The 23901-nt window shown below is 72.0% G+C and carries 22 protein-coding genes and 1 tRNA gene; 12 read left to right on the top strand and 11 right to left on the bottom strand.

Annotated features, from left to right (window positions below; all coding sequences use genetic code 11):
* The first annotated feature begins 167 nt into the window (after positions 1-167).
* From KUM38_RS10130 to KUM38_RS10140, 3 genes are read left to right on the top strand one after another with little or no spacing between them, the layout of a single operon-like run.
* Positions 168-1334 (top strand): HpcH/HpaI aldolase/citrate lyase family protein, encoded by a 1167-nt coding sequence (locus KUM38_RS10130; RefSeq protein WP_217128969.1) that lies wholly within the window; start codon positions 168-170, stop codon positions 1332-1334.
* Positions 1335-1363: 29 nt separating this feature from the next.
* A complete protein-coding gene (locus KUM38_RS10135) occupies positions 1364-4036 on the top strand; it encodes a phosphoribosyltransferase (protein WP_217129003.1) in 2673 nt (890 codons plus the stop codon).
* Complete coding sequence (locus KUM38_RS10140) at positions 4036-4848, top strand: HAD family hydrolase (RefSeq protein ID WP_217128970.1); 813 nt, start codon at positions 4036-4038, stop codon at positions 4846-4848. The genes KUM38_RS10135 and KUM38_RS10140 overlap by 1 nt, the downstream gene beginning before the upstream one ends.
* Positions 4849-4970: 122 nt before the next feature.
* On the opposite strand, the gene KUM38_RS10145 is transcribed toward KUM38_RS10140, so the two are convergent.
* Positions 4971-5756, bottom strand: coding sequence for a DedA family protein (locus KUM38_RS10145; RefSeq protein WP_217128971.1), 786 nt, complete (start codon positions 5754-5756; stop codon positions 4971-4973).
* 131 nt (positions 5757-5887) lie between these two features.
* Here KUM38_RS10145 and KUM38_RS10150 point away from each other — a divergent pair, with 131 nt between their 5' ends.
* Both KUM38_RS10150 and KUM38_RS10155 read left to right on the top strand, forming a co-directional pair.
* On the top strand, positions 5888-7030 hold the full coding sequence (locus tag KUM38_RS10150) for a sensor histidine kinase (RefSeq protein WP_217128972.1): 1143 nt from the start codon (positions 5888-5890) through the stop codon (positions 7028-7030).
* Positions 7021-7665, top strand: a complete 645-nt coding sequence (locus tag KUM38_RS10155) for a response regulator transcription factor (RefSeq protein ID WP_217128973.1) — start codon at positions 7021-7023, stop codon at positions 7663-7665. The genes KUM38_RS10150 and KUM38_RS10155 overlap by 10 nt, the downstream gene beginning before the upstream one ends.
* A 28-nt stretch (positions 7666-7693) precedes the next feature.
* Here KUM38_RS10155 and KUM38_RS10160 read toward each other — a convergent pair whose 3' ends face one another.
* The 3 genes from KUM38_RS10160 to KUM38_RS10170 all read right to left on the bottom strand — a co-directional run bounded on the left by KUM38_RS10160 (position 7694) and on the right by KUM38_RS10170 (position 10273).
* Positions 7694-7906, bottom strand: coding sequence for a zinc ribbon domain-containing protein (locus tag KUM38_RS10160; protein ID WP_217128974.1), 213 nt, complete (start codon positions 7904-7906; stop codon positions 7694-7696).
* Between the two features lie 37 nt (positions 7907-7943).
* Positions 7944-9374 (bottom strand): hypothetical protein, encoded by a 1431-nt coding sequence (locus tag KUM38_RS10165; protein WP_217128975.1) that lies wholly within the window; start codon positions 9372-9374, stop codon positions 7944-7946.
* Positions 9375-9448: 74 nt separating this feature from the next.
* A complete protein-coding gene (locus KUM38_RS10170) occupies positions 9449-10273 on the bottom strand; it encodes a DUF4097 family beta strand repeat-containing protein (protein WP_217128976.1) in 825 nt (274 codons plus the stop codon).
* 296 nt (positions 10274-10569) lie between these two features.
* Between KUM38_RS10170 and KUM38_RS10175 the strand changes: the two genes are divergently transcribed.
* Positions 10570-10641, top strand: a tRNA-Val gene (locus KUM38_RS10175).
* Between the two features lie 91 nt (positions 10642-10732).
* Here KUM38_RS10175 and KUM38_RS10180 read toward each other — a convergent pair.
* Positions 10733-11074, bottom strand: coding sequence for a hypothetical protein (locus tag KUM38_RS10180; protein WP_217128977.1), 342 nt, complete (start codon positions 11072-11074; stop codon positions 10733-10735).
* A gap of 66 nt (positions 11075-11140) precedes the next feature.
* Between KUM38_RS10180 and KUM38_RS10185 the strand changes: the two genes are divergently transcribed.
* Positions 11141-11374 carry a DUF2277 domain-containing protein gene (locus KUM38_RS10185; protein WP_217128978.1) on the top strand — a complete coding sequence of 78 codons (234 nt, stop codon included), beginning with the start codon at positions 11141-11143 and terminating at the stop codon, positions 11372-11374.
* Positions 11375-11694: 320 nt separating this feature from the next.
* Here KUM38_RS10185 and KUM38_RS10190 read toward each other — a convergent pair whose 3' ends face one another.
* Positions 11695-12186, bottom strand: coding sequence for a MarR family winged helix-turn-helix transcriptional regulator (locus KUM38_RS10190; RefSeq protein WP_217128979.1), 492 nt, complete (start codon positions 12184-12186; stop codon positions 11695-11697).
* Positions 12187-12298: 112 nt separating this feature from the next.
* Here KUM38_RS10190 and KUM38_RS10195 point away from each other — a divergent pair, with 112 nt between their 5' ends.
* Together KUM38_RS10195 and KUM38_RS10200 are read left to right on the top strand one after the other, a co-directional pair.
* Complete coding sequence (locus KUM38_RS10195; RefSeq protein ID WP_217128980.1) at positions 12299-13525, top strand: amidohydrolase family protein; 1227 nt, start codon at positions 12299-12301, stop codon at positions 13523-13525.
* 121 nt (positions 13526-13646) lie between these two features.
* On the top strand, positions 13647-14630 hold the full coding sequence (locus KUM38_RS10200) for an IS481 family transposase (protein ID WP_217128981.1): 984 nt from the start codon (positions 13647-13649) through the stop codon (positions 14628-14630).
* Here KUM38_RS10200 and KUM38_RS10205 read toward each other — a convergent pair.
* From KUM38_RS10205 to KUM38_RS10220, 4 genes are all read right to left on the bottom strand, one after another.
* Positions 14627-15229 carry a DedA family protein gene (locus KUM38_RS10205; RefSeq protein WP_217128982.1) on the bottom strand — a complete coding sequence of 201 codons (603 nt, stop codon included), beginning with the start codon at positions 15227-15229 and terminating at the stop codon, positions 14627-14629. The genes KUM38_RS10200 and KUM38_RS10205 overlap by 4 nt on opposite strands.
* 288 nt (positions 15230-15517) lie before the next feature.
* The gene (locus KUM38_RS10210) at positions 15518-15970 is read right to left on the bottom strand and encodes a DoxX family protein (protein ID WP_217128983.1); all 453 of its coding nucleotides are present in this window, start codon (positions 15968-15970) and stop codon (positions 15518-15520) included.
* A gap of 331 nt (positions 15971-16301) precedes the next feature.
* Positions 16302-17948: an alkaline phosphatase D family protein gene (locus tag KUM38_RS10215; RefSeq protein WP_217128984.1), complete on the bottom strand. Its 1647-nt coding sequence runs from the start codon at positions 17946-17948 to the stop codon at positions 16302-16304.
* An 88-nt stretch (positions 17949-18036) separates the two neighbouring features.
* Positions 18037-18681 (bottom strand): HNH endonuclease family protein, encoded by a 645-nt coding sequence (locus tag KUM38_RS10220; protein ID WP_217128985.1) that lies wholly within the window; start codon positions 18679-18681, stop codon positions 18037-18039.
* Between the two features lie 405 nt (positions 18682-19086).
* Between KUM38_RS10220 and KUM38_RS10225 the strand changes: the two genes are divergently transcribed.
* A complete protein-coding gene (locus KUM38_RS10225; protein WP_217128986.1) occupies positions 19087-19668 on the top strand; it encodes a TMEM165/GDT1 family protein in 582 nt (193 codons plus the stop codon).
* 209 nt (positions 19669-19877) lie between these two features.
* On the top strand, positions 19878-20540 hold the full coding sequence (locus tag KUM38_RS10230) for an HAD-IA family hydrolase (protein WP_217128987.1): 663 nt from the start codon (positions 19878-19880) through the stop codon (positions 20538-20540).
* A gap of 17 nt (positions 20541-20557) precedes the next feature.
* Here the strand turns inward: KUM38_RS10230 and KUM38_RS10235 are convergent, their stop codons facing one another.
* Positions 20558-21643, bottom strand: a complete 1086-nt coding sequence (locus KUM38_RS10235) for a peptidoglycan-binding protein (protein WP_217128988.1) — start codon at positions 21641-21643, stop codon at positions 20558-20560.
* A gap of 161 nt (positions 21644-21804) precedes the next feature.
* Here KUM38_RS10235 and KUM38_RS10240 point away from each other — a divergent pair, with 161 nt between their 5' ends.
* Complete coding sequence (locus KUM38_RS10240) at positions 21805-23895, top strand: DHA2 family efflux MFS transporter permease subunit (RefSeq protein WP_217128989.1); 2091 nt, start codon at positions 21805-21807, stop codon at positions 23893-23895.
* Positions 23896-23901: the final 6 nt, after the last annotated feature.

The following is a 23901-nucleotide window of genomic DNA, read 5'->3' on the forward strand; positions in this document are numbered from 1 at the left end:
TTCTCCGTCCTGGTCACGACAACGCGGGGGGTTGGGGTCGACACGGCCGGGTCACCTGAAGTTCATGCCCCGCGGGAACCGTCGACATGGATCCCTACGTACTATTACCGGCCACCTACCGACATTCCAGAGATTCCAGAGATTCAGAGAGGCCACGGGGGAGTTCTATGCGTCATTTCGGGCACCTCGCCCCTGCGGTGCGGAAACGTCTCTTCTATCAGGAGCCCGGCGAGTTCACGCCGGATTCCCCGGCCCGGTTGCTCTCCGCGGCCCTCGGGGCCACGCTCTACAGCCCCGCGACCCGGCCCCGGCTCGCCGACGACGTCGTCAAGCAGGGCGAACGCGGTGTGGTCTCCATGGTGCTGTGCCTGGAGGACTCCATCGACGACGCCGACGTGACCGCCGGTGAGGAGAACCTCGTACGGCAGTTCGCGGACCTGGCCGGGCGGCCCGGGGCGGATCTGCCGCTGCTGTTCATCCGGGTCCGCACCCCCGAACAGATCCCCGACCTCGTCCGCCGCCTCGGCCCCGCCGTCTCGCTGCTGTCCGGATTCGTACTGCCGAAGTTCACCGCGGAACGCGGCCTGCCGTTCCTGGAGGCGCTGGCCATCGCCGAGGCCGAGAGCGGCCGCAGGCTATTCGCCATGCCGGTGCTGGAGTCGCCCGAGCTGCTCTACCGCGAGTCCCGCGTCGAGACCCTCGAGGGCATCTTCCGCGCCGTCGACAAGTACCGCGACCGCGTGCTCGCGCTGCGCCTCGGCGTGACCGACTTCTGCTCCTCCTACGGGCTGCGCCGAGGCCCCGACATGACGGCGTACGACATCCAGGTCGTCGCCTCCGTGATCTCCGACGTGGTGAACATGCTGGCCCGGGCCGACGGCACGGGGTTCACCGTGACGGGGCCGGTCTGGGAGTACTTCCGGGTCCAGGAACGCATGTTCAAGCCACTTCTGCGGCAGAGCCCCTTCCACGGGGTGCAGGCCGTGGCACTGCGCGAGAAGCTGATCGAACACGCCATGGACGGCCTGCTGCGCGAGATCTCCCTCGACCGGGCCAACGGCCTGCTGGGCAAGACCTGCATCCACCCCTCGCACGTCCTCCCCGTGCACGCGCTGTCCGTCGTCAGCCACGAGGAGTTCAGCGACGCCCAGGACATCCTCCGGCCGGAACGCGGCGGCGGGGGTGTACTCAGGTCGGCCTACACGAACAAGATGAACGAGGTGAAACCCCACCGCGCCTGGGCCGAGCGGACCCTGCTGCGCGCCGAGGTCTTCGGCGTCGCCAACGAGGACATCGGCTTCGTGGAACTGCTCGCGGCGGGTCTGGCCGAGTGACCGGGACGGAGAAGGCTGTGAACGAGGGGATGCGCCACCCGGTGCGTCACGGAACGCGGGCCGGCGAGGACATGTGGTCCGGCAGCTGGGTCACGGAGCGGCTCGGCGTCGAGCTGGCCGGGGACGAGAGCCTGCCCGGGCTGCTGGGGCTGGCGCTGCGCCGCAACCCCAAGCGGGCCCACCTGCTGGTGTCCAACGTCCTCGGCAAGCACGTCCCCCAGTCGCCGTCCGTCGTGTACGGCCACGGCGTCACGCTCGGCCGCAGGGTGCGCGAGCTGCTGGGCGACGAGGCGGACGGCGCGGTCGTCCTCGGCTACGCGGAGACCGCGACCGGCCTCGGTCACTCGGTCGCCGACGGCCTGGGCGTCGCCCCCTACCTGCACTCCACCCGCCGCCCGGTCGTGGGGACCGCCACGGCCGGCGGCTTCGAGGAATCCCACTCCCACGCCACGTCCCACCTGCTGCTCCCGGAGGACCCGTCGCTGCTGGCCGGGGACGGCCCGCTGGTCCTGGTCGACGACGAGTTCTCCACGGGGAACACGGTGCTGAACACCGTCCGGGACCTTCACGCGCGGTATCCGCGGCGGCGGTACGTGGTGGTCGCGCTCGTCGACATGCGCTCGCCCGCCGACGCCGGGCGGCTGGACGAGTTCGCCCGCGAGATCGGGGCGCGCATCGACCTGGTGACGACCGCGTCGGGGACGGTGCGGTTGCCTGACGGCGTCCTGGAGAAGGGCCAGTCCTTGGTGGCGCAGTACGAGAGCGCCGCGAGGGGCGGCAGCCGGGCGTCTGCGGGCCCGTCGGGGCCGGCCGCGCAGCCCCCCGCGCCCCTCGAGGGAGCCGCCGGCACCGTCAGCCAGGAAGCCGACGCTCGGATGTCCCCCCCAGGGGCGCGGGGCGTGGTCGAATCCGCGGCTGCCGCCGCGTGGGCGCGACCAGCCGCGTCCGGCCCGCATCCGGCCGACGGACCCGGCCGCGCCACGCAAGTGGACCTGCGCTGGCCCTCCGGCCTCCCCGACGGCGGCCGCCACGGCTTCACCCCCGCGCACCGGGCCCGCCTCGAACACGCACTCCCCGACATGGCCGCCCGCCTCGCGGAGGCACTCCCCGATGACGCGCACCGCGTCCTCGTCCTCGGCTTCGAGGAGCTGATGTACGCCCCGCTGCGCCTCGCCGGCGAGCTGGAGCGGACCACCGGCGCCGACATACGCTTCTCCACCACCACCCGCTCGCCCGTCCTCGCCGTCGACGACCCCGGCTACGCGATACGCACCCGCCTGGTCTTCCCCGCCCACGACGACCCCGCCGACGGCCCCGGCGAGCGCTACGCCTACAACGTCGCCGGCGGCGGCTTCGACGCCGTCGTCGCCGTCGTCGACTCGGCGGCCGACACCCCCGCACTGCACGCGCCCGACGGCCTGCTCGCCCGGCTCGCCGCGCACACTCCGCAGGTCCTCCTCGCGGTCGTACCGTCGTACGTGCCCGCACCGCAGGACACCGCTCCCAAGGACGCCCGACCGGACGCCCCCGAAAGGCCCGCCACCATGCTGCCCGAGCCCCTCAGAGGCCCCGCCTTCTCCTCGTACGCGCCCGAGGAGGTCGGCTGGCTGCTCCAGGACCTCTCGGACGTGACGCTGGAGGCGCCGACCGAGGAGCGCGAGGAGGCCATCCAGAGCGGCGGCGCCCACTACGCGGAGTCGCTGCCCGTGGAGTACCAGCCGAGCGAGCAGTACCAGGAACTGTTCCACGCGGCCCTGAACGAGTCGGCGGCCCGCCTGGCCCACGCGGTGGGCGTGGTCACCGAGACCGTGCTCGCCGAACGGTCCCCCCGCCCGGTGCTCGTCTCCCTGGCCCGCGCGGGCACCCCCGTGGGCATCCTGATGCGCCGCTGGGCGCAGCACCGCCACCGTCTCGACCTCCCTCACTACGCTGTCTCGATCGTCCGCGGCCGGGGCATCGACGCCAACGCGCTGCGCTGGCTGGCCGCCCACCACGACCCCCGGGACGTGGTCTTCGTCGACGGCTGGACCGGCAAGGGCGCCATCACCCGCGAACTCGCCCAGGCGATCGAGGAGTTCGAGAAGGCCGAGGGGGTCACCGGCTTCGACCCGGAGATCGCGGTCCTGGCCGACCCCGGCTCCTGCGTCCGCACCTACGGCACCCGCGAGGACTATCTGATCCCCTCCGCCTGCCTCAACTCCACGGTGTCCGGCCTGATCTCACGCACCGTGCTCCGCGCCGACCTGGTCGGCCCGCACGACTTCCACGGCGCCAAGTTCTACCGCGAACTCGCCGGCGCCGACCTCTCGGTGGCCTTCCTGGACGCCGTGGCCGCCCGCTTCCCGGAGGTCACCGACGCCGCCTGCGCCCAGGCCAAGGAACTGCTCTCCACCGACCGCACCCCCACCTGGGAGGGCTGGGCGGCGGTCGAACGCATCAGCGAGGAGTACGGCATCCATGACGTGAACCTCGTCAAGCCCGGAGTCGGCGAGACCACCCGGGTGCTGTTGCGCCGGGTGCCCTGGAAGGTGCTCGCCCGGGCCGGAGCCGGCAGCGACCTCGACCACGTACGCCTCCTCGCTCAGCAGCGGGGCGTCCCCGTCGAAGAGGTCGACGGACTCCCCTACACCTGCGTCGGACTGATCCACCCCCGCTACACCCGTGGCGCCACCGGCGCCGACGGCAAGGCGGTGACCGGCTGATGCCCGTCATCGTCGCCAGCGACCTCGACCGCACCCTCATCTACTCCGCCGCCGCCCTCGCCCTGACCATGCCGGACGCGCGGGCACCCCGGCTGCTGTGCGTGGAGGTCCACGAGAGCAAGCCCCTGTCCTATATGACGGAGATGGCGGCCCGGCTCCTCACCGACCTCGGCGACGAGGCCGTGTTCGTCCCCACGACGACCCGCACGCGCAAGCAGTACCAGCGCATCAACCTCCCCGGCCCGCCGCCGACCTACGCGATCTGCGCCAACGGCGGGCACCTCCTCGTCGACGGCGTGTCCGACCGGGACTGGCACGCCCGGGTGCTCGCCCGCCTGGCCGACGAGTGCGCCCCGCTGTCCGAGGTGCAGGAACATCTGCTGCGGACCGCCGACCCGGTCTGGGTGCGCAAGCACCGGGTCGCCGAGGACCTCTTCGCCTACCTCGTCGTCGAGCGGGAACTGCTGCGCGAGGAGTGGGTGAAGGAACTCGGGGAGTGGGCGGAGAACCGCGGCTGGACCGTGTCCCTCCAGGGCCGCAAGATCTACGCCGTGCCCAAGCCCCTCACCAAGAGCGCGGCCATGCACGAGGTCGCCCGCCGCACCGGCGCCGATCTCACCCTCGCCGCCGGCGACTCCCTCCTCGACGCCGACCTGCTCCTCGCCGTGGACCAGGGCTGGCGCCCCGGTCACGGCGAACTCGCCGACGCCGACTGGACGGCCCCCGCGATCAGGGCTCTCCCCGAGCGGGGCGTCCTGGCCGGCGAGCGCATCCTGCGCGAGTTCCTGCAGGCGGTGCGCTCACCTCGGTGAGACCGCGCGACCGCCTCGGCGGGACCGCGCGACCGCCTCGGCGGGACCGCGCGGCCGCCTTGGTGGGACCGCGCGGCCGCCTTGGTGGGACCGTGCGACCGAGAGGCCATGCGGCCGGGGCGTCAGCGGTGGCGTCGCAGGCTCATCGTGTCGGCGGAGTCGTACCCGTGGACGGGCGCGCTCCCGTCGGCGTGCTCGGCGCCGGCGGCGGACGACGGGCGTATGTGATCCGTGCCCGCTCGCCCGTCCCGCCGACGGCGGCCGTCGCCCGAGCGCAGCAGCCGCAGGACCACGAACGCCACCAAGGCCAGCGCGGCCACGCCGAGGACCACCTTCGAGTACGCCGACACGATGGTCGACACCTGCTCCCAGTTGTCCCCCAGCACGTACCCCGCGAGCACGAACGCGATGTTCCAGATCGCGCTGCCCAGTGTGGTCAGACCGAGGAACAGCGGCAGCCGCATGCGCTCCACGCCGGCCGGCACCGATATGAAACTGCGGAAGAGCGGAATCATCCGGCCGAAGAACACCGCTTTCGGCCCGTGCCGCAGGAACCAGGCCTCCGTCCTCTCGATGTCCGCGACCTTCACCAACGGCAGCCGCCCCGCTATCGCCACCGTCCGGTCCCGGCCGAGCAGCGCGCCCACTCCGTACAGCGCGAGCGCGCCGACCACCGAGCCTGCGGTCGTCCACAGCAGCACGGCGAGCAGACCCATCCGCCCACTGCTCGCGGCGAATCCCGCCAGCGGCAGGATCACCTCGCTGGGGATGGGAGGGAAGAGGTTCTCCAGTGCGATGGCGAGGCCGGCCCCGGGGGCGCCCATGGCGTCCATGAGGTCGTTGACCCACTGCGGTCCGGCACTTTCGTCCGCTGCCGCTGCGATCGTGTGCACTGCGATGGCTGTCATGCCTGCCACGCTAGAAAACCGGAGCTGAAGGAGCGCTGAGGAAAGCCGCACGATGCCCTGCGGTACTCCACAGCCGCAATTGCGGTTTTCCGCAGTGCGCTCCCCTGCCGCGCCCGACTAGCCTCGCGATCATGCGAGACACGGTGCGGCGCGTGGTGCGGTGCGCGGTGGGGCTGATGTGGGGCGCCGCCGCGGCCGTCGTCGAGCTGCTCTACACGGTTCTGGCCGGCCTGCTCCTGCTGCCCGTCGTGGCCTGGCCGCGCGGTCGTCGCACCGTGCTCCGCCCGGTCCTCGCGGGCGCGCGGAAACTGACGGAACCGGAGCGCGCACGGCTGCGGATCTGGCTGGGGGTGCACACCTCGCCCGCGTACGAGGACACACAGGCCCTGGGGTACCTGGCGTGCCGTTGGGCGCTGGGCGTACTGGGCGCGGTGGTGATGCTCTCGGTGGCGATCGGCCTCGGGTACGGCACGTCCTGGACGTACCTCTGGCTGCTGGTCGACGACGTACGGAACACCGCGTCGATCGTCTACACGTCCCTCGGCGGCCTCTTCCTGCTCTTCCTCGCCGTGCAGGGGATACTCGCCGTGGCCGAGCTGGAGGGGAAGCTGGCCCACCGCCTGCTCGGGCCCCGCCACCAGGAGGAGCTGGAGCGGCGCATCGCCGAACTGTCCGCGAGCCGCGCGGCCGTGGTCGACGCGGTGAACGACGAGCGGCGGCGCATCGAGCGGGATCTGCACGACGGAGTGCAGCAGCGTCTGGTCGCGCTCGGCATGCTGCTCGGCCGCGCCCTGCGCAGCGAGGACCCGGCCCGCACGGACCGGCTGCTGCGCCAGGCGCACGAGGAGAGCCGGCACGCCCTGGACGACCTGCGCGAGGTGGCGTGGCGGGTCTACCCCACCACACTGGACGAGGCAGGGCTGCGGGCGGCGCTGGAGACGGTCGCCGAGCGGGCCTCCGTCCCGGTACGGGTGGAGTACGGGCTCACCGGGGAGCCCGAGCGGGCGGTGGGGACCGTCGTCTACTTCGTCGTCTGCGAGGCCGTCACCAACGCGGTGAAGCACGCGACGCCGACCCGGATAGCGGTCGAGGTCGGATCGAAGGAAGGAGTGGTGTACGTGAGTGTCGAGGACGACGGCCGGGGCGGTGCGAACGCGACGGGCAGCGGACTGTTCGGGCTCGCCCGGCGTGTCGCCGCACTCGACGGGCATCTGGAGGTGCGCAGTCCGCCGGGCGGACCGACCCTGGTGACCGCGGAGCTGCCGTGCGCCTGATCCTGGCCGAGGACTCCACCCTGCTCAGAGAGGGCCTGGTGCGGCTGCTGGCGGAGGAGGGGCATCAGGTGCTGGCCGCCGTCGGCAACGCGGAACTGCTGCTGAGGGCGGTCGCCGAGGACCCGCCTGACGTGGTGGTCGCCGATGTGCGGATGCCGCCCACCCACACCGACGAAGGACTGCGCGCGGCCCTGGAGATCCGCCGGCGCTGGCCGTCCGTGGGGGTGCTGGTGCTCTCGCAGTACGTGGAGAAGCGGTACGCGACCGAACTGCTGACCGGTGAGTCGGAAGGAGTCGGCTATCTGCTCAAGGACCGTGTCGTCCAGGTCGACGAGTTCCTGGACGCCCTGGAGCGGGTGTCGCAGGGGCGCGCCGCCTTCGATCCGGAGGTCGTACGGCAGCTGCTCGGCCGCACGACGCACACCGACCCGCTCGCCCGTCTCACCGCGCGGGAGCAGGCGGTGCTGGCCGAGATGGCGCAGGGGCACACCAACGCGGCCATCGCGCAGCGGCTGCACATCTCGCAGAGCGCGGTGGAGAAACACACCAACGCGATCTTCGACAAGCTCGGACTGACCGGAGGTGAGGGCTATTCACGCAGGGTGCTCGCGGTGCTGCGCTACCTCGGCAGCTGACGTCCGGTGCCGTGGCCTCCGTCGGGGATCAGCCGCAGCAGCCGCCACCGCAGCAGCCGCCACCACCGCCCGCGCGGGGAGCCGGGGCCGCGGCGGTACCGGCCACCGCGACCGTGGAGAGGAGCTTGACCGTGTCGTCGTGTCCCGCCGGGCAGGCCGCGGGCGCGGAGGACTCCGCCATGGGGCGGCTCAGTTCGAAGGTGTCGCCGCAGGTCCGGCAGCGGTACTCGTAGCGAGGCATGGGCACAGGTTAACCGGCTCGGCCGGCACGGGGACGGTCAGTGGGCGGCGGCGCCGCGTTCCTCCCGGATCCGGGCCACCACACGGCTCACCGCCGCCCGTACCTCCTCCGTCTCCGTCAGGAAGTGCCAGTAGTCGGGATGGCGGCCCTCCAGCCCGGCGACGGCTCGCTCCAGACGGGCCACGGCGTCGTCCAGGGGGCGGGCGTGACGCGGGTCGGGGGTGTTGCGGCCGGCCATGGCCAGACGCTGGGCGTCCCGGATGGCGAAGCGGGTGCGCTCGATCTCCTGCCCGGGATCCTTCTGCACCGCGTTCAGCCGCCGCAGTCGGTCACCGGCGGCCGACACCGCCTCGTCGGTCGTGTTCAGCAGCGCCCGCGCGGTCGACAGCAGAGCGGTGGCGTCCGCCCAGCGCTGCTCCTCGCGGGCCGCCCGGGCCTCGGCGAGTCTCGCTTCCGCCTGTCCCACGTTCTCCGAAGCGACGTCGGGGACGTGCTGCAGGTCCTGCCAGCAGGCGGCGGTGAAGCGCCGGCGCAGTTCGCTGAGGACCGGTTCGACCTGTTCGGAGCGGGTGGTGAGGGCCTGGGCACGGGTGCGCAGGGAGACCAGCCGGTGGTCGATCTCGGCGGCCCGTTCCGGCAGCCGTTCGGCTTCGACGCGGACCGCCTCGGCCTCACGCGTGACCCGTTCGGCCCGCTCCAGGGTTCCCGGCACGCCGTGCTGTCCCGCGCCCTGGTTCAGCTTGGTCAGTTCCGGGGAGAGCGCGGCGAGCCGGGCGGCGAGGTCGTCGGCCCTCAGACCCGATCCACGGGTGGTGTCGAGGGCGTTCGAGGCGGCGAGCAGTGCCTGCCGGGCGCGTTCGACGGCGGGTGCGAGCCGGGCGAGCTGGGTCTCGGCCTTGTCGAGAAGGGAGCCGAGCCCGTCGGCGAACCGGTCCAGTTCCTGCTTGACCCGGTCGAGCTCGTCCTTGGCGGCGGTCAGCCGGTCGCGGGCCCGGGAGGCGGCCGAGGCCTCCAGATCGTCGCGGTCCAGGTCATGGGCGTCGACGGCGCTGATGTACTGGCGGCTGGCCTCGTCGATGCGCCGGCCGAGCGCCTCGAAGTCGGCGACGGCGCGGCGGGCGGCGGGGGAGGCGTCGACAGCGGTGATCGTCTCGATGGAGATCCGCAGGTCGCGCTGGGCGGTGTCGAGTTCGTAGAAGGCGGCCGCCGCCGCGTCCTTGGCGGCCTGCGCCTCGGCCCGCTGGTTCTCGGCCCGCCCGCCGAACCAGCGCCGCGTCCCGCCCCCGGTGACCGCGGCGGGCAGCACCAGCGCCGCGACCAGCGGCAGCCCCACGAGGGCGAGCACGTCCCGCAGCGCGCCGGGCGCCCGGCGGACACCCGGCCGAAGAGGAAGAGGAGGTACGGCACGACGCGCACGAGGCACGCGCGGTTCCGACGGCGAGTGCGGCTGCGCTGGTGTCGCCGTCACATCCCTCTCCCGTACTGTCGTTCGCCCTGCCCGATGTCATTCTCCCACCGGCAGAAGACGAAGACACGGGTCGGTCAGTTCGCCGTGCGGACGGTGAGTTTGCCGTCGCCGGTGCGCGCGGTCACCACGTGGGAGCTGGAGTCGTCGCGGGGCACGGACACGTCCTCGGCGCCGTCACCGGTCTCGGTGTCCACACGGTAGGAGGCACGCGGCAGGTCGATCGTCAGGGAACCGTCGCCGCTGCGGGAGTCCACCAGGTCGGGTACGGCGGCCAGTTCGAGGCGGACCGAGCCGTCACCGCTGTGGGTGCGCACCGTACGGGAGGAGACCTCCGCGCGTACGGACCCGTCACCGGTGCGCAGTTCCAGCGGCCCGGTGGAGTCCGTGACATGGACCGAACCGTCCGTCGTGCGGATGCTCAGCGCGTCGCGGAAGCCCCGCGCCCGCACGCTGCCGTCCTTCTCCTCGACCTCGACGGAGACTCCGCGGGGCACCTCGATGCGGTGCTTGGTGGAGCAGTCGGCGACGATCCCGGAGCACTTCTCCCGCAGCACCAGCCGGTCGCCGTCCATGGACCAGGTGACCTTCGGGTCCGAGCCGACGGCGACGGTGCCCTGGAACCACCGGGTGACCTCGACCTTGCCCGGGGCGTTCTCGTCCGCGGCGACGATCTCGAGGGCGGATTCGTCGGAGTCGATGGTGAGGGTCCTGCCGGGCAGGTCGAAGGACCGGCGGTCGGGCTCGTCGTCGTCGGTGGCCGATGCCCCGCAGGCGCTCACGCCCGCGACGATCACCACGGTGGCCCCGGTGAGGGCGAGGGCGCGTGTCCACGCGGCACGGGCGCCGGAGGCGGAGCCGGTGGTGCGGGCGGTGCGGGTGATCCGGGTGGTGCGGGTCATGACGGTCTCCCCCTGGGACGGACGGTGGCGCTCTCCGGCGGTGTCCGAGCGCTCTTCGACCGTACGGACCGGGGGTCAGCCGGGGGATCCGGGCGGCTGGCGGATCCGGGGTGGGGATATCCCCCGGTGATCGCCGGTGGGGGAATCGCTTCCCTGGTCTGTGGTACTTTCCCTTCGTCCCGCAAGGGACCGGTTCGGGCTGGACCGCAACCCTCGGGTTGGAAGCCCCCCTCTTCAGGTGGGGGAGCGGAGTCACGTAGGCTGTCCACTCGACCTGGGCACACGGCCTGGGCCTCGGGTGCGTAGCTCAGGGGTAGAGCGCCTGCCTTACAAGCAGGATGTCGGCGGTTCGAAACCGTCCGCGCCCACCGGGACACAGGGCCTCCGGAGTTGCTCCGGGGGCCCTTGCCGTTGTGCCTCCGTGTCTCCCCCCGTCCCGCCGCCCTTGTCCTCGCGGCCCTACGCGGACTCCCCCGTGTCCTCGCGGGCGTGCTTCAGCCGGGAGCGGGCGTGCACGCGGTCGGCGCCGGTGAGTTCGGCCCAGTGGCGGTGGGTGCTGACGAACACCGCGAGTTCGTGCTCCCGTTGTCGGAGCTTCTCCACCTCGGCCTGTTCGTCGGCGGTCCAGCCGGGCGAGGCGGGGCGCTCGATCTTGCGCCAGCCGTTGTCGTCGCTGAACCCGTCGAGAGGTTCGACCGACCAGGGGAGCCGCTTCAGCAGGGCCGACAACTCGGCCCTGACCTGGTGCAGTTCCTCCTGACCGGCGAGGAGGTCATTCGGAAAGTCATAGGTCGCAGCCACGCCTCAATAATACGCCTGTTCGATTTTGGGTGGCGAGTCACTGAGAGGGCGCGTCAGACTGAAGGTATGTGCCGGAGTATCAAGACCCTGCGTCCGCCCGTGCAGCCCGAGGAGGCCACGGAAGAGGAGATCCGGGCCGCCGCCCTGCAGTACGTGAGGAAGGTGTCCGGCTTCCGGGCGCCGGCCGCCCACAACCGCGAGGTGTTCGACCGGGCGGTGGAGGCGATCGCCTCGGCGACGGCCGAGTTGCTGGACGGGCTGGAGGTGCGCGGAGGCGCGGCGCGGCGGGCGGCGGGGTAGGGCCACGGGTGCGGGTGCGGGTGCGGGTGCCGGTGCCGGTGCGGGTGCCGGGCGGGGGGTGTGGCGCAGCCCGGCGTTTGCGGGGTGCCGCTGCGCCCACCCGTGCCGCCCCAGCGGCACGATTGCCCGCAGTCGGACCGGCCCAGCGGCACGACTGCCCGCAGTCGGGTCCCGCGGGATCTAGGTGTATTGCCCACGAGCGTTGTTGACAATGCTCAGGGGTTCGCTTCGTCCGGTTTTCGGGAGCTTGCCCGAGGGTGATGTTGCGGCGTGACGCGGGTCCTGCCCTTTGGTCCTGCGTTACATCGCTGCGGGGTGGTTCAGTCGTGTGCGCGGGCACTCGTGTCATCGTCGCTGCGGTGGGTCTGCCGGGCGGACCAGGCGCTGGCGTCCTGGCTGTAGCGGATGAGGAACTGGGCGAACTGCATGCGCTCGGTCGGCTCCCATGCAGCGGTGATGTGCTCAAAGGTCTCGCGCTGCTCGGAGGCGAAGCGGCGGCGCTCGGTTTGGCCGGCCTGAGTGAGTTCAAGGACGGTGCGGCGGCCGTCTGCCTGGGATGCGGATCGCCGCAGCAGTCCGTCGGCGATGCAGGCGGCAATGGTGCGGCTGGCGACGGGCTGGGTGACGCCCATCTCGGCGGCGATGCCGCCGACCGTCATCTCGCCGGGCGCGTCCGCGACCACGTTCAGGACGAGGTTGCGGGTCAGATCCCTGCGTCCGCCCGAGGTGCGCCGCCGCAGCCGCGACAGGGCAGGTCCGACCTGATCGAAGAGGCCCTTGCCGGTCTCCCGGGGCGTTGACGAGCTGCTCATGCCGCCCATTCTAGGGAGTTTTGGTCGACATGCATAACCATTCCATTATGCATGTACATAGCTTTAGGCATATATTGAGATGGAGGGTCGTACTCCAGGATCGAGGTAAGCCATGTCCGTGACCGCTATTGCTGGTGCCCGGGTCTTCGACGGCGAGAAGCCGCTGGGGGTGACCACCGTGCTCGTCGAGGGCGGGCACATCGCCCGCATCGGCGGCGACGCCCCGGCAGGGGCCGAGATCGTCGACGGCAGCGGCGCCACGCTGCTCCCCGGCCTGATCGACGCGCACGTCCACACCAGCCGGGACGCGCTGGCGTTGGCGCTGCGGTTCGGTGTGACGACCGAGTTGGAGATGCAGGGCACCAACACGCGGGACAACCGGGCCCACATCAGCGAGGACGATGCCGTCGCTGACGTGCGTTCCTCCGGTTTCGGTATCACCCCTCCGGGCGGCCACCCCAGTGAGCTGTTCCCCGAGGGTTTCCGTCCCGGCCCTCCTCCCGGCGCCAAGCCTGCAGGAGAGCCGCCGTTGATGCCGTTCTCCACCACCCCCGAGGAAGCCGTTGCATTCATCCCGCAATTGATCGAACGCGGCTCGGACTACATCAAGTTCATGGTCGACGACGGCAGCGTCGAAGGGCATCCGGGCCTGCCCATGCTTGACCAGGCCACCTTGAACGCCGGCGTGGCTGAGGCCAAGAAGCACGGCATGCTCACCATCGCCCACGCCCTGACCGTGGACGCCACCCGTATGGCCATCGAGGCGGGTATCGACGGCCTGGCCCACCTTTTCATGGACCAGCCCCACACCGACGAGATCATCAACCTGGTCAAGACCGCTGGAGTGTTCGTCGTGCCCTGCGTCGTCCTGAACGCCTCCATGATGGGCATCACCGGAAGCGACCTCGCCGACGATCCGCGCGTCGCCACCCGCCTCGATGCGGACTGGGACAAGGCCCTGCGCTCCGCCTTCGGCCACTACCCCCAAGGCAAGATCGAAGACGTTCTGGCCACCGTCAAGGCCCTCGCCGACGCAGGCGTGGACCTGCTGGCCGGCACCGACGTCTCCCTGCCCCTGCCCTTCCTGGGCGGGCTCGCCCACGGCGCCAGCGTCCACCACGAACTGCAGTACCTGGTTCAAGCCGGCCTCACCCCCGCCCAGGCCCTGCGCGCAGCCACCGCCACCACTGCCCGCCGCTTCGGCCTCGAAGACCGCGGCCGCATCGCCGAGGGTATGCGCGCCGACCTCCTCCTCATCGACGGCGACCCCACCAGCACCATCTCCGACACCCTCAACACACGCGCCGTCTGGCGCCGCGGCACCCGACTCGCGGCCTGACCCCGCCGCCCACCACACAGCGCCATAGGCCGCCGACCACCGGGTCGGCGGCCTCACGTGCCTGCGCTCCCCGCCTGAGCCCAGACGGCTGATCAAGATCCGCACCACAGCAGAGGTCTTCGTGTCCCACCCCAACGCCCGACTGACCGTCTACGGCAGACGACTTCTGATCGACCGGGTCCGAGCCTGTCGCCCCGTCGCGCACGTAGCCGACGAAATGGGCATCTCCCGCGCCACGGCCTACAAGTGGGTACGTCGCTGGCGCACCGAGGGCGACACCGGCCTGTTCGACCGCACGAGTCGGCCCCGGACTACCCCGCACCGCACTGCCTCAGACGTCGAGAGACAGGTCTGCGCGCTGCGGCGCGAGCGAAAGCTCGGCCCCGCACGGATCGGTCCGATCCTGGGCACACCCGCCTCCACAGTCCATCGCGTGCTCACCCGCCACGGACTGAACCGACTGCGCTGGATGGACCGGCCCACCGGCCAGGTAATGCGCCGGTACGAACGCGCACGCCCCGGCGAGCTGATCCACGTTGATATCAAGAAGCTCGGCAACATCCCCGACGGCGGCGGGCACCGCATCATGCCCCGGCAGCAGGCCGGTGCCAACAGGCAGGCGACGACCGACGCGCGCAAGGGCGGCAGCCCCGTCATCGGATACAGCTTCGTCCACACAGCCATCGACGACCACTCCCGGCTCGCCTACAGCGAGGTCCTGGCCAACGAGCGCAAGGAGACCGCAGCCGCGTTCTGGCGACGCGCGAACGCCTTCTTCTCCGAACACGGCATCACCGTCGAACGCGTCCTAACCGACAACGGCTCCTGTTACCGATCCAAGCTGTTCGGCCAGACCTTGAGCGTCGCTGGCATCGTCCACAAACGCACCCGACCGTACCGCCCGCAGACGAACGGCAAGGTCGAACGCCTGAACCGCACGCTGCTCGACGAATGGGCGTACGCGCGCCCGTACTCCAGCAACGCCGAGCGCACCGCAGCTCTCGTGGAGTTCCTCCACACCTACAACCATCACCGCTGCCACACTGCACTCGGCGGCCACCCGCCCATCAGTCGAATCAACAATGCTGCGGGTCAATACACCTAGGAAGCCTCCGAAGGCCGCGGTCGCCGCCGCATCAGGTATCCCGCCCCCGCCCCCGCCGCGAACAGCGCGCCCACCGACACCGCCGTGGCCAGCCAGGTCGCGCCCAGCCAGTGGGCGCCGAAGTAGCCGAGGGCCACGCTGTACGCGGCCCAGGACAGCCCGGCCAAGGCGGACCAGGGGAGGAAGTCGCGGGCGCGGTGGCGTGCGGCGCCGGCGCCGAGGGAGACCACCGAGCGTCCGGCCGGGGCGAAGCGGGCGAGGACGACGAGAGCGCCGCCGCCCCGGGCGAGCGCCGCGCCGAGACGTTCCTGCGCGCTCTTGAGCCGCCGCGAACGGGCGATCGCCCTGTCCAGACGGGCGCCGCCGCGCCAGGCGAGGCGGTAGGCCACCAGGTCGCCCAGGACGGAGGCGGTGGCGGCGCACAGCGTCAGCACCAGGATGTCGGGCACGTCGGCCGCCGTGCCCGCGGCCGCCGCCGTGGCCGCGGTGATCACCAGGACTCCGCTGGGCAGGACCGGGAGGAACACGTCGAGCAGGACCGAGAGGGCCACCACCGCATAGATCCACGGGCTGCCGACCAGCGACCCCAGACTTTCCACCCGAACTCCCCCTGGCTCCCCCGCGGGTCACGCCGTGCCGCGCCGTCGCGGGGAGCGGCAGGAGTGGCAGGGGTGGCCCATGACAGTCACACAGCGTACGCCCGGTGAGTGACGGAAAGGTCACGGGGGGTTCGTGTGTTCGGTGCCCGGTGTTCCCCTTCCCTTCCCCCGGGCAAAGGAGAAGGGTGCCCTCCCCTTATAAGGGGAGGGCACCCGTGCGTCATGCGGGAGAGGGTGCCCGTACGTGGTGCGGGAGAGGGCGCCCGTGCGGCCCGGCGGGAAGGACGGTCAGGCCGCCACCGGGGTCCGCTCCGCCTCCCGTTCGCCGTTCGCCGACGAGCGCCTGGTGAGCAGGCGGTCCAGGCCGAAGGCTCCGGAGCCGGTGAACACCAGCAGGAACATGGCCCAGCAGTACATGGCCGCGCTCTCGCCGCTGTTCTCTATCGGCCACAGGGCCTCGGGCTGGTGGACCTTGAAGTACGCGTAGGCCATCGAGCCGGACGAGATGAACGCGGCGGCGCGGGTGCCGAGGCCGAGCAGGACCAGGGTGCCGCCGACGAGTTGGATCAGGGCCGCGTACCAGCCGGGCCAGGCGCCGGTCTCGACGGTGCCGCCGTTGCCGTCCGTGCCGCCGAGCAGGCCGAGCAGGGAAGCGGCGCCGTGGCAGGCGAAGAGCAGTCCGATGACGATGCGGAACATGCCCAGGACGTATGGCTGCGCGCTGTTGAGGCGTTCGGTCATGTGGGGGTCTCCTTCGGTCAGGCCGACCCCCGGGTGGGGCCGGTCCGGGGGACGGAACCGAGTCGACCACCCACGTTAGGTGTCCCTAACGAATACTTGCAAGTTCAACATTTGGCCACGGGTTTGCCTTCGTTTGACCGTCCCGGCGTCTGCTCCCACCCGGTCGAGGCGCCCGCTCCCACCCGGTCGAGACGCCCACTCCCGCCGGTCCGGGCACCCGCCCCGCCGGTCGGGGCGGCCTGCTCCCGCCGGTCGATGCGGCGTCCGCTCCCGCCGTCATGACCCACAACGTGACCGAATTCGCACCATGCTGCACAGCAGACTCACAGGTTCACCGGCTCAACCGGGTCTCCGTCACGCTCCTGAGCCGCGTCCCGGCCTCCTCCTGCTGCGCGTGCTCCAGCCGCAGCACCGCCGAGCGCCCCTCGGTCGTCAGCGTCATGAGCTGGTTGCCGAACCAGGGCCCGCCCGTCTTGCGCCAGCTGACCGGCGGCGGGGCGAGGCGGCCGTGCCGCGCGAACAGGCGGCCGAGGAGCCGGGCGGCGCCACCCCAGCCCACGCGGAAGCCGAGCCTCATCGACAGCGGAATGGAGTTGTGGACGGGAGAGCAGGTCAGCTGCACCACCCGGGAGTCCGGTCCGGTGCCGCCCGGCCAGCTCGGCTCGGCGACATAGGCGTGATGGACGTCCCCGGAGAGCACGCACACCGTCGCCGGCGCCTGTGGCCCCGTACCGGTCTCGGCGATCAGCTCCGCCAGCTCGCCGAACGACTCCGGGAAGGCCGCCCAGTGCTCCAGGTCCGCCGCGCGCCGCAGCTTCTCCGCGAGCCGCGCCCAGCGGGGGCCCTTGTCGCCCCGGCACAGCACGGAACTCCACGCCTCGACGTCGTGCACCAGGTGGGGCAGCAGCCAGGGCAAGGACGTGCCGATGAGCAGATGGTCGTAGGAGCCACGCCCGTCGAGGGCCTGTTCGCGCAGCCAGTCGGCCTCGGTGCGGTCGAGCATGGAGCGCCGGCCCTCCTCCAGGACGCGGGCCGCGCGGCTGTCGACCATCACCAGGCGCACCCGGCCGAAGTCGCGCCGGTAGCTCCAGCGCACGGTGGCCGCGTCCGCCTCGGCCCGGGAGGCGAAGGCGCGCAGCGCGTCGGTGCCGTCGTCGGCCGCCCGGACGGACGCGTACAGCGGGTCGGCCTCGACCTCGGCGGGGGAGAGGTTGCCCAGGTGCTGGTACACCCAGTACGACATCAGGCCGCTGAGCACCCGCTTGTGCCACCACGACGTGGCACGCATGTCGGCGACCCAGGAGGCGGAGGTGTTCCAGTCGTCGATCACGTCGTGGTCGTCGAAGATCATGCAGGTGGGCACGGTGGACAGCAGCCAGCGCACCTGTGGGTCGAGCCAGGACTCGTAGTAGAGGTGGGTGTACTCCTCGTAGTCCGCCACCTGGTCGCCCGGGGGGTCGTTCAGGTCGCGGCGGGCGGCGAGCCACTCGCGCGTGGCGTCGGAGGTCTCGTCGGCGTACACCTGGTCGCCGAGGAGCAGCAGGACGTCGGGGCGTTCGCCGTCCGGGTCGGCGGCGATGCGTTTCGCCAGGGCGTCCAGGGCGTCCGGGCCGACCGGATCGGGCTCCCCGGTGGGCGGCGAGGCCCAGCGGCAGGAGCCGAACGCGACGCGCACCCGGTTGCCGGGGCCCGGGGTGGGGATGACGGACGGCGGGAGCGACGGGAAGGGGTCCTCGGCCGGCGGCCACACCCGCGTGTCGTCCAGGAAGACCTCGTACGGGGTGGCCGTTCCCGGTGTGAGACCGGTGACGTGGACGAGTGCGTAGTGGTGACCCGCGATCCGGAAGGTGCCGGCCGTCCCGCCGGCGCCGTCCGCGCAGCGCACCCCGACGGTGCCCGGTCGGCCGGTCTCGACCCAGATGGTCGCGGACGAGCCGTCGATGTACCTCAGCAGTGGTCCGAGCCGCAGTCCGGCCATGGTGACCCCTTCCTCCGTCGCCCCGTACGGTACGCAGCGACGGAGGTCACCGGGGAGATTTGTGCACCCGGCAGTTCCGGCGGTTCGCTCAGCAGCTCGCGAGGTGGTTCTGCAGGGCGGACTTCTCGGCGGAGTCGACCGACAGGTCGTAGTAGTACTTCACCTGGACCCAGGCGCGGACGTAGGTGCAGCGGTAGGCCGTGCGCGACGGCATCCAGGTGGCCGGGTCCTGGTCGCCCTTGGACTGGTTGACGTTGTCCGTGACGGCGAGGAGCTGCGGGCGGGTCAGGTCGTTGGCGAAGGACTGGCGCCGCGAGGTGGTCCAGGAGTCGGCGCCGGAGTCCCAGGCCTCGGCGAGCGGCACGAGGTGGTCGATGTCGACGTCGGAGGCGGCGGACCAGGTGGCGCCGTCGTACGGGGAGTACCAGCTGCCGCGGGTGGCGGCGCAGGAGGAGTCGGTGACGACGCCCGAGCCGTCGCGCTTGAGGACGGTCTCGCGGGTGTTGCAGGTGCCGGACTGCGTGATCCAGTGCGGGAAGAGGTCGCGGTTGTAGCCGGTGCGGTCCTCGGTGGCCACGGTGAGCGAGGCGAGGTAGCTGCGGGCGGTGGTGGCGCTGACCGGGGTGGGGAGGGCGGCGGAGGCGGTCGGTCCGTTGAACAGGCCGACGGAGGCTATGAGTCCGGTGAGCGCCGCGACTATGCTGAGCTGTCGACGCGCGTAGAACTTCGACATGCGAACTCCCTCGTGGAGTGGGGTCGTTGGCGTGCGGGCAGGGGAATGCTCGCGACGCCGCGTGGCCGGCAGGGGTGGATCCGGTAAGAAGCTAATGACGTGTTCATGACACGTCTATGGTTCAGGTGTGAAGTTTCCGCGTACGACGGCCGGTGCGGGCCTCGCGTACCATGGACGGCGCAGAAGGGGAGTAGCTCTTCGCCGGACCGTCGACACACTGCTCAGCACGCCTGAGCCGGCGCCCGGAGGCGGACCTCGCGACGCGGGGCCCGCCAGCGAGACCTTCGGCAAGCAGTGCACGCCCGTGCCGTACGGCACGGGTGCCGCGTGTGCTGCCGTGCCGAGGTGTCCCGTGGAAATCGCGCAGCACTCTCGGTGGGGCAGTCCCGACCGATTGAGGAACCGTTGATCAGTCTGACCGTGACGGCCGTCGTCTTCGGCGTCGTCTTCCTCGCCGAACTGCCGGACAAGACCGCGCTCGCCGGCCTCGTCCTCGGCACCCGCTACCGCGCCTCCTACGTCTTCGCCGGCGTCGCCGCCGCCTTCGCGCTCCACGTCGCGCTCGCGGTGGCGGCCGGCAGCGTGCTCACGCTGCTGCCGCAGCAGATCGTGCACGCGCTCACGGGCGTGCTCTTCCTGGGCGGCGCGGCGGTGCTGCTGATGAAGAAGGACGAGGACGAGGAGGAGATCCGCAAGCCGGAGAACCAGTCCTTCTGGAAGGTCTCCGGGGCCGGATTCATGCTGATCCTGGTCGCCGAGTTCGGTGATCTGACGCAGATCATGACGGCCAACCTCGCCGCCCGCTACGACGACCCGCTCTCCGTCGGCCTGGGCGCGGTGCTCGCGCTGTGGTCGGTGGCCGGACTCGGCATCGTCGGCGGAAAGGCGCTGATGAAGCGGGTCCCGCTCAAGCTGATCACGCAGATCGCGGCGCTGCTGATGCTGGGTCTGGGCGTGTGGAGCCTGTGGGAGGCGGTCACCGGGTGACGCCCGCCGCGCGGGCCCTGCGCGGTGACGGCGGGCCGAAGCGTCGGTGAACGGTCGGCGAAGGCGGTGGCGGGATGCCGGGTTTGTTTTGTACCGTGGATGAACAAAGTGGCTCCCGCCCGTTTTCCCTGACCGGCGGGCGGGGCCACTCTGTCCCTCCCCCGGGCCACCCCGCCCGAAGCCCTCTCCTCCACGCCTTGGAGCTGCCGATGACGGCCACCGCCGTACTCACCGCCCGTGCCCTCCTGCTGGACATGGACGGCACCCTCGTCAACTCCGACGCCTCCGTCGAACGCGTCTGGCGGCGCTGGGCCGACCGGAACGGGCTCGACGGCGACGAGGTCATGAAGGTCGTGCACGGGCGCCAGGGATACGCGTCGATGGCCCTGCTGCTGCCCGACCGGCCGATGGAGCAGAACCACGCCGACAACGCCCGCATGCTCGCCGAGGAGACCGCGGACACCGAGGGCGTCGTCGAGGTGCCGGGCGCCCGCGCGTTCCTCGCCTCCCTGAAGGGGCTGCCGCACGCGCTCGTGACCTCCGCCGACGTCGCCCTGTCGACGGCGCGGATGGCCGCCGCCGGACTGGAGCAGCCCGACGTGCGGGTGACGGCGGAGTCCGTCGGCGCGAGCAAGCCCGACCCCGAGGGCTTCCTGAAGGGCGCGGCGGAACTGGGCGTGGACCCGGCCGACTGCGTGGTCTTCGAGGACTCCGGCGCGGGCATCGCCGCGGGCCGCGCGGCCGGGATGCGGGTCGTGGGCATCGGCCCCCGGGCCGGCTTCCACCACCCGGACGTGGTCGTGCCCGACCTGACCCGGGTACGGGTGGAGGCCGCGGCCGACGGCACGATCCGGCTCCACGTCACGGAGTAGCCACGGGGCCGGGCCCCTTACGGCTCCTGGGTCTCCGCCTCCAGGCGGGCCCGCGTCTGCGGACCGTACACACCCAGTTCGGCCTGGAGGCCCTCGGACCACTGGTAGCTGCGCAGGGCGTCCTCCACGCGCTGGTTGAACCGGCCGTGGATCTCGTCGTTGTAGAGCCACTTCTCGTGCAGGCGCTGCTGCAGTTCGACGACTTCCGCGCCCTGGTCGCCGCGGCGCAGCACCGGGCCGGTGCTGCCGCCTTCGTCCTCCTCCGCGTCCTCGGCGGAGTCGGCCGGCGCCGTGGTCGTCGGGGGCGGGGACGGTTCGGCGGACCGCGACGGGCTCGCCGAGGTGGTGGACGCCGACGGTGACGGTGAGGCCGACGCGCTCGCGCTCGCCGACGGGGAGCCCGACGGGGAGGCGGACGACGTCGGTGCGGCGGAGGACGCGCCGGCCGTCGGCTCCGCGGAGGGCGGGGCGGACGACGGGTCCGGGACGCTCGCCCTGACGTCCTCCGGCGCCGCGCCGTCCCGGGACGGCGTCTCGTAGGAGAACAGTCCGCTCGCCCACCCCGCCGCCCCCACCACGGCGACCACGGCCCCGGCGACCGCGAACAGCGCCCCGCGCCGGCGCCGGCGCGGCGGTGTCCCGCCGGTGCCGGCCGGACCGTCGGGCGCGGCGGGGACGGCCGCGAGGGGCTGCGTGGTGTCGAACAGGTGCAGATCGGTGGCGTTCGGCCGGGCCGTCCCGGGGGCCAGCGGCGTGGGGAGGACGGACGTCGCGTCCGCCGCGCCGGGCGCCGCCTCCGGCGGGACGGCACGCAGGGCCATGGTCTCGTCGGCCGCCCCCGGGGCGCCGGGCCCCTCCGCGGGCGTCTCCGGCGCGCCTGCGGCCTCCGCCGCCCCGTCCGGCGCGGCCGGCCCGGTCCCGCCGTCCAGCTCGACGTACGGTCGTATGCGCAGCGGATCGAAGTCCTCCGCGGCGGCCGCCTCCGCCGTACGGGCGTCGCGAAGGGCGTCGGACGCACGCAGGGTGCAGGCGCACGACGGCGTGTTGTCGCTGTTTCTGGGCGCACCGCACTCCGGGCACGGGTTTCCGTTCGGCTGTTCCACGTGTTCGTCCCTCCCCTCGTGAACTCCAGAGATTATGCAGATCTTCTTCACAGCTCCGTCCGCGCGCCCCCGGAATCTGGACTTCCGACAGGACTCAACAGGCCATAACAGGTCACACCGATCACGATGGAGGGTGGAACCAGGATTCTGTGGAGGTCTTCATGGCCGGGGACACGCACCGTACGGCGCCGAAGACGAGCAACGCGGGACCGGCACCCGGCGGCGGACCACCGGCCCGTGACGCCGGCGGCCCGGAGCACGTGTCCGGGAACGTCCTGGTCTCGATCGGCGCCCTGCTGCTCGGTCTGCTGCTCGCCGCCCTCGACCAGACCATCGTCGCCACCGCGCTGCCCACCATCGTCAGCGAACTGGGCGGCCTGGAGCACCTGTCCTGGGTGGTGACCGCGTATCTGCTGGCCTCGACCGCCGCGACCCCGCTGTGGGGCAAGCTCGGCGACCAGTACGGGCGCAAGAGGCTCTTCCAGACCGCCATCGTGATCTTCCTGGCGGGCTCCGCGCTGTGCGGCGCGGCGCAGGACATGTCCCAGCTGATCGCGTTCCGCGCGCTCCAGGGACTGGGCGGCGGCGGGCTGATCGTGCTGTCGATGGCGATCGTCGGCGACCTCGTCCCGCCCCGTGAACGCGGCCGCTACCAGGGCCTGTTCGGGGCGGTGTTCGGCGCGACGAGCGTCCTCGGACCCCTGCTCGGCGGACTGTTCACCGAGCACCTGAGCTGGCGCTGGGTGTTCTACATCAACCTGCCCGTCGGGATCGTCGCGCTCGCCGTGATCGCGACGGTGCTGCACATCCCGCGCCGGCGGACCAAGCACGTCATCGACTACCTCGGCACCTTCCTCATCGCCTCCGTCGCCACCTGCCTGGTGCTGGTCGCCTCCCTCGGCGGCACCACCTGGGAGTGGGCGTCGCCGCAGATCATCGGGCTCGCGGTGCTCGGCGCGCTGCTCGCCGTGGCCTTCGTGGCGGTGGAGCGGCGGGCCGCCGAGCCCGTACTGCCGCTGAAGCTGTTCCGGGTGCGCACGTTCACGCTCTCCGCCGTGATCAGCTTCATCATCGGCTTCGCCATGTTCGGCGCGATGACCTACCTGCCGACCTTCCTCCAGGTGGTCCAGGGCGTCACCCCGACCATGTCCGGCGTGCACATGCTGCCGATGGTGGCCGGCATGCTGCTGTCCTCCACCGGCTCCGGCCAGATCGTCAGCCGCACCGGCCGCTGGAAGGTGTTCCCGATCGCCGGGACCGCCGTCACCACCCTCGGACTGCTGCTGCTCCACCAGCTCGACGCGGACAGCTCCACCGCGGTGATGAGCACCTTCTTCTTCGTCTTCGGCCTCGGACTCGGCCTGGTGATGCAGGTCCTGGTGCTGATCGTGCAGAACGCCGTCCCCTACGAGGACCTCGGCGTCGCCACCTCCGGCGCGACCTTCTTCCGCTCCATCGGCGCCTCCTTCGGCGTCGCCATCTTCGGCACGATCTTCGCGAGCCGCCTCGGCCACGAACTCACCGACGCCTTCCGGGGAGAGCGGCTCCCGCCCGGCGTCTCCGCCGACTCCCTGGAGGCCGACCCGCGCGGCATCGCCGCCCTGCCGCCCGCCCTGCGCCCGCCGGCGCTCGACGCGTACGCCACCGCCATCACCGACGTCTTCCTGTACGCCGTACCCGTCGCCCTCCTCGGCTTCGTGCTGGCCTGGTTCCTCAAGGAGGACCGGCTGCGCGCCTCGGTCACCGCGCCCGACGTCACCGAGACGCTCGCCAGCAACCCCGTGGAACGGTCCTCGTACGACGAGGTGTGCCGCGCGCTGTCGGTGCTCGGCACCCGCGAGGGACGCCGCGAGATCTACCGGAAGATCACCGACCGGGCGGGCTACGACCTGCTGCCCGCGACGAGCTGGCTGCTGCTGCGGATCAGGAGGTACGGCTCGGTGGAACCGGCCCGGCTCGCCGAACGCAGCCCCATCCCGCTGAACGTCGTCCTCGAGGCCGCCCGCCAGGCCGAGATACGGCACCTCGCCGTGCGCCGGGGCCTCGACCTGGAACTCACCGCCGAGGGGCGCGAGGTGACGGAGCGGCTGGCGCGGGCCCGCGAGGAGTCGCTCGCCGAGCTGCTCGGCGACTGGTGGGGGCCGGACCGCCCGACCGACCTGGTGCGACTGGTGCACGAACTCAACGACGAGCTGTGCGGCTCCCGGGGCGAACGCCCGCACGACGCGCGGCCGGTGGCGCGGGCCGGCTGACGCGCG

Origin of the sequence: Streptomyces sp. AC558_RSS880 (assembly GCF_019049255.1) — a bacterium.
Taxonomy (GTDB): domain Bacteria; phylum Actinomycetota; class Actinomycetes; order Streptomycetales; family Streptomycetaceae; genus Streptomyces.

What these genes read in the sequence shown, in the direction of transcription:
- KUM38_RS10140 (WP_217128970.1), top strand. Translation starts at nt 4,036, where the DNA reads ATGCCCGTCATCGTCGCCAGCGACCTCGACCGCACCCTCATCTACTCC.
- KUM38_RS10150 (WP_217128972.1), top strand. Translation starts at nt 5,888, where the DNA reads ATGCGAGACACGGTGCGGCGCGTGGTGCGGTGCGCGGTGGGGCTGATG.
- KUM38_RS10230 (WP_217128987.1), top strand. Translation starts at nt 19,878, where the DNA reads ATGACGGCCACCGCCGTACTCACCGCCCGTGCCCTCCTGCTGGACATG.
- KUM38_RS10215 (WP_217128984.1), bottom strand. Translation starts at nt 17,948, where the DNA reads ATGGCCGGACTGCGGCTCGGACCACTGCTGAGGTACATCGACGGCTCG.
- KUM38_RS10195 (WP_217128980.1), top strand. Translation starts at nt 12,299, where the DNA reads ATGTCCGTGACCGCTATTGCTGGTGCCCGGGTCTTCGACGGCGAGAAG.
- KUM38_RS10240 (WP_217128989.1), top strand. Translation starts at nt 21,805, where the DNA reads ATGGCCGGGGACACGCACCGTACGGCGCCGAAGACGAGCAACGCGGGA.
- KUM38_RS10145 (WP_217128971.1), bottom strand. Translation starts at nt 5,756, where the DNA reads ATGACAGCCATCGCAGTGCACACGATCGCAGCGGCAGCGGACGAAAGT.
- KUM38_RS10130 (WP_217128969.1), top strand. Translation starts at nt 168, where the DNA reads ATGCGTCATTTCGGGCACCTCGCCCCTGCGGTGCGGAAACGTCTCTTC.
- KUM38_RS10170 (WP_217128976.1), bottom strand. Translation starts at nt 10,273, where the DNA reads ATGACCCGCACCACCCGGATCACCCGCACCGCCCGCACCACCGGCTCC.
- KUM38_RS10190 (WP_217128979.1), bottom strand. Translation starts at nt 12,186, where the DNA reads ATGAGCAGCTCGTCAACGCCCCGGGAGACCGGCAAGGGCCTCTTCGAT.
- KUM38_RS10185 (WP_217128978.1), top strand. Translation starts at nt 11,141, where the DNA reads ATGTGCCGGAGTATCAAGACCCTGCGTCCGCCCGTGCAGCCCGAGGAG.
- KUM38_RS10135 (WP_217129003.1), top strand. Translation starts at nt 1,364, where the DNA reads ATGCGCCACCCGGTGCGTCACGGAACGCGGGCCGGCGAGGACATGTGG.
- KUM38_RS10220 (WP_217128985.1), bottom strand. Translation starts at nt 18,681, where the DNA reads ATGTCGAAGTTCTACGCGCGTCGACAGCTCAGCATAGTCGCGGCGCTC.
- KUM38_RS10160 (WP_217128974.1), bottom strand. Translation starts at nt 7,906, where the DNA reads ATGCCTCGCTACGAGTACCGCTGCCGGACCTGCGGCGACACCTTCGAA.
- KUM38_RS10210 (WP_217128983.1), bottom strand. Translation starts at nt 15,970, where the DNA reads ATGACCGAACGCCTCAACAGCGCGCAGCCATACGTCCTGGGCATGTTC.